This is a genomic window from Mongoliitalea lutea, assembly GCF_014652135.1.
Lineage (GTDB): Bacteria > Bacteroidota > Bacteroidia > Cytophagales > Cyclobacteriaceae > Mongoliitalea > Mongoliitalea lutea.
In genome coordinates, this window is sequence record NZ_BMYF01000046.1 from 1 (window position 1) to 2,993 (window position 2,993).

5 protein-coding genes and 1 pseudogene are annotated in these 2,993 nt (G+C 38.4%); all 6 read right to left on the reverse strand.

Features of this window, described 5'->3' with window-relative positions; genetic code table 11:
• Nucleotides 1–588, reverse strand: a 588-nt coding sequence (locus tag IE080_RS19235; RefSeq protein WP_189586780.1) for a carboxypeptidase-like regulatory domain-containing protein, incomplete at its 3' end; no start/stop codon positions are given.
• Nucleotides 572–1,717: a hypothetical protein gene (locus IE080_RS19240; RefSeq protein ID WP_189586783.1), complete on the reverse strand. Its 1,146-nt coding sequence runs from the start codon at nucleotides 1,715–1,717 to the stop codon at nucleotides 572–574. The genes IE080_RS19240 and IE080_RS19235, both read right to left, overlap by 17 nt.
• A 77-nt stretch (nucleotides 1,718–1,794) precedes the next feature.
• The gene (locus IE080_RS19245; RefSeq protein WP_189586786.1) at nucleotides 1,795–2,043 is read right to left on the reverse strand and encodes a hypothetical protein; all 249 of its coding nucleotides are present in this window, start codon (nucleotides 2,041–2,043) and stop codon (nucleotides 1,795–1,797) included.
• 186 nt (nucleotides 2,044–2,229) lie between these two features.
• Nucleotides 2,230–2,385 carry a hypothetical protein gene (locus IE080_RS19250; RefSeq protein ID WP_229800755.1) on the reverse strand — a complete coding sequence of 52 codons (156 nt, stop codon included), beginning with the start codon at nucleotides 2,383–2,385 and terminating at the stop codon, nucleotides 2,230–2,232.
• A gap of 33 nt (nucleotides 2,386–2,418) precedes the next feature.
• Nucleotides 2,419–2,778, reverse strand: coding sequence for a DUF1573 domain-containing protein (locus IE080_RS19255; protein ID WP_189586789.1), 360 nt, complete (start codon nucleotides 2,776–2,778; stop codon nucleotides 2,419–2,421).
• A 15-nt stretch (nucleotides 2,779–2,793) separates the two neighbouring features.
• Nucleotides 2,794–2,993: pseudogene (locus tag IE080_RS19615) on the reverse strand (hypothetical protein); the annotation flags it as partial.

Genomic DNA, 2,993 nt, shown 5'->3' on the forward strand with positions numbered 1-2,993 from the left:
AAACGTATTGTAATGAACATCCCCATCGCCAGAGTCTTTATTTTTTTCAAAAAAAGAAGGATCATAGCCCGCATAATGCATATATCCCGCAGCCCTTGCAAAACCTACGTACCTACCATCCTCTTCTATCACTTCTTGGTAAAAGACATCAAACTCTAACGGATCCGGGTAGAAGGTATTTGACATATTTTCCAAAAATTTCTTCATCAAGTCCTTCACTGGATACCCTAGGACAACGGCAGCATTTAAAACCTTTTCTGTTTTTTGTAATCGGATCTGTAAGTTGGTGTCTTTCTTGAAATCCCCAACTTGATAGACCCTCGATTCATATCCCATAAATGACACCCTTAAGGTATCTGTTGCCCTTACATCAGACGGAAGCATAAAGGAAAAGGCTCCCTGTGAATTCCCAACCGCTACCTTAGATTGCCGTACCAATACCAAATTGGCGTGTGCAAGCCCATCTCCTGTCTCAGCATCTACCACAATCCCTCTTAGCGATACCTGCTGTCCTATGACTGGAAAAACCATCATAAAAGAACATAAGAGGAGAAAAGTGATCTTTATCAACTTAGAACGATAATACATAAAACCCTTGCTTTTCGGCTGTTTCATCATAAAATCCATCTGCTATATAACGTCTGTCTGCGACTTTGCCAATCAATCTGAATTTGCCGGGAACAGCTATATCTGAAACCAACTGCTCTGCCTCATAAATCTGTAACCGAAGCGGATTTTCCGACTCTTCACCAATTGTCTGATTGTTGGTTCCTGTTCTATACGTGCGGAATACCAGATTGGCCTCTTCATCCACAAAAATATCTTTGTAAAAGCCATCCTTAAATCGGGACTGCCTATACAGGTCAGTATCAAATGCCACGTCCAAGGTCCTGGTCTCTGGATAGGATGTTCGCATATTTACTCCAGGGACTCCAAAGGTACTAACTAGACTTTTTGATGCATCATAAACATAAATGGTAGGATCTATCTCAAAGGTCAACCAATGCTTTCCAGAACTTCCTACATGGAAATCAAAAAATATATGGAAGGGCACAAATCTGTATTGCTGATAGGTTTCTGGAAAATGATATAGCAATTCCTCCATTTTACCATCTCTTCGACTGATTTTGGCTACTAAAAATGCCTCTTTATAAAATGATGGATTGATAAATGCATTGAAAGTAGGGTGTTCACAGTCCACCTTTGCATAAAAATAGTCTCCTGACACAGGAAAATGGTCATTGTAATGCTGGAGTTCATACATCATAGTGGAACTGGCTACAGGATTTTGAATTAATTGATCTACTTCATAGGCTGCATCCGCATAGACCGTGTACTTTCTCTGAAACTTCCACTCTTTATCATACTCATAAAATGTCCAACCCTCTCCTTTGACTGTAAAACCATATTCATGGGCACTAACCGAACTGATACTAGCCAATTCCTCTGGCCCTTGAAGAGTTCTCAGTTCACGCTTAATAAAATTGCCCTCGGGAGAATAGGATTCTATAAACCCGTACAAATGGTCAATATATAAGACTTCACTGCCTGTCCATTCAAATCTACCTACTTGCGAACTTCTTGATGGTTGGATAAAGACAGTATCCAACTTGACCGAAAATTCATCATCAATTCCAGTGACTATGACTGTGTTTTCTTCCTTACCACATCCAAATAAAAGTAGAAACGCTAAAACATAATTAGATATTTTTCTCATACCGACAAACAGCTTTAAAAGTGAAGGTGAAAAATCACCTTCACTGCAATCATTAATAAAATTTGAAAATGCCTTTTTTAGCATTGTCCACTACAAGTCGGTCTAAAAGAAATACATGCAACAGGTCCACAAACCCCATTTTTACAACGATTTTGTAGAGTCCCGTTTTCTCTTTGTTTGTCACATCCTTTATCAACATATACAGCTAAACCAGTTGCAAGAGTTACGCCTGCAGTAATTAAAGGATCTGCCTGAACTTTTTGACTAGGAAGAGGAAAAGCCATCAATAAGCTTCCCAAGACGATAAGAAATGTTAGTTTTCTCATGTATAATGAAAATATGGTTTAAAACTTGACGGCAGCCAACCTTTGACTGCCCAAGAAAAATAATTTTTTGGCGCCAATCTTTATCTTTCTGGACTAAAAATACCCCCCCAACTATAAATGCAAATGCAGTTTGAATATTTTTTACGACATTTTATTAAGTTACTGATTTTCAATGCAAAAAAAATTTCACACTAACCTATCTGCCACATAATCAACAAAATACCTCAACCTACTGCCATACCAAGAAAACATTTTCCCATCAACCAACTGAATGTGCGTTTGCAGCAATTGGGTGGCAAATTCATCGATGGGCTTTTGCTTGAAGGGAAAAGGTTGGACCATCGTTATACAAACAACCGTTTGCAAAAATTATCATCAACCCTTAGAAACAACCTCTCCTGATATCTTCAGCTTATGGACTTGGTCTTTGCAGCTAGTAATCACCAACACATGCTTTCTAAATGTACCCAAAGACTTTGCATCAAACTTTACTTTAATTTTTCCTTTTTCTCCAGCAGATAATTCTTTGGGGAACTCAACTTCCGTGCATCCACAGGCAGTACTGACTTCGACAATCCGTATTTTTCTTGAGGAAGTGTTTTCAATTGGAAACTCATGGAAAACCTCAACATTTTGAGCTGTTTTCCCAAAATCATAATTTCTCCCTTCTGGAAATACGATTTCAGAATTACTGAGAACCATGAATAAAGCTGATATAAGCCAATGCAGTCCCATAATGTTTTTTTTACCCTAATAGATTTGAATTTCCTTACGATTCCAATAAGGGTTTGAAATCTTATGCCTACGTTTCAGTTCTGGGATGATATACAGCTGAATATTGGAATAATCAGCAAATTGTTCGGACAGCGGTCTGTGTTGGGATAAATCGGAAAGAACTTTCTGTTCGTTGGGCAATGGTGGGAAAGAAGCATTTTCCCAAAACTTTGGAT

Coding starts and splice junctions, on each gene's coding strand:
- IE080_RS19255 (WP_189586789.1), bottom strand. CDS start 2,778: ATGGGACTGCATTGGCTTATATCAGCTTTATTCATGGTTCTCAGTAAT.
- IE080_RS19245 (WP_189586786.1), bottom strand. CDS start 2,043: ATGAGAAAACTAACATTTCTTATCGTCTTGGGAAGCTTATTGATGGCT.
- IE080_RS19240 (WP_189586783.1), bottom strand. CDS start 1,717: ATGAGAAAAATATCTAATTATGTTTTAGCGTTTCTACTTTTATTTGGA.
- IE080_RS19250 (WP_229800755.1), bottom strand. CDS start 2,385: ATGGTCCAACCTTTTCCCTTCAAGCAAAAGCCCATCGATGAATTTGCC.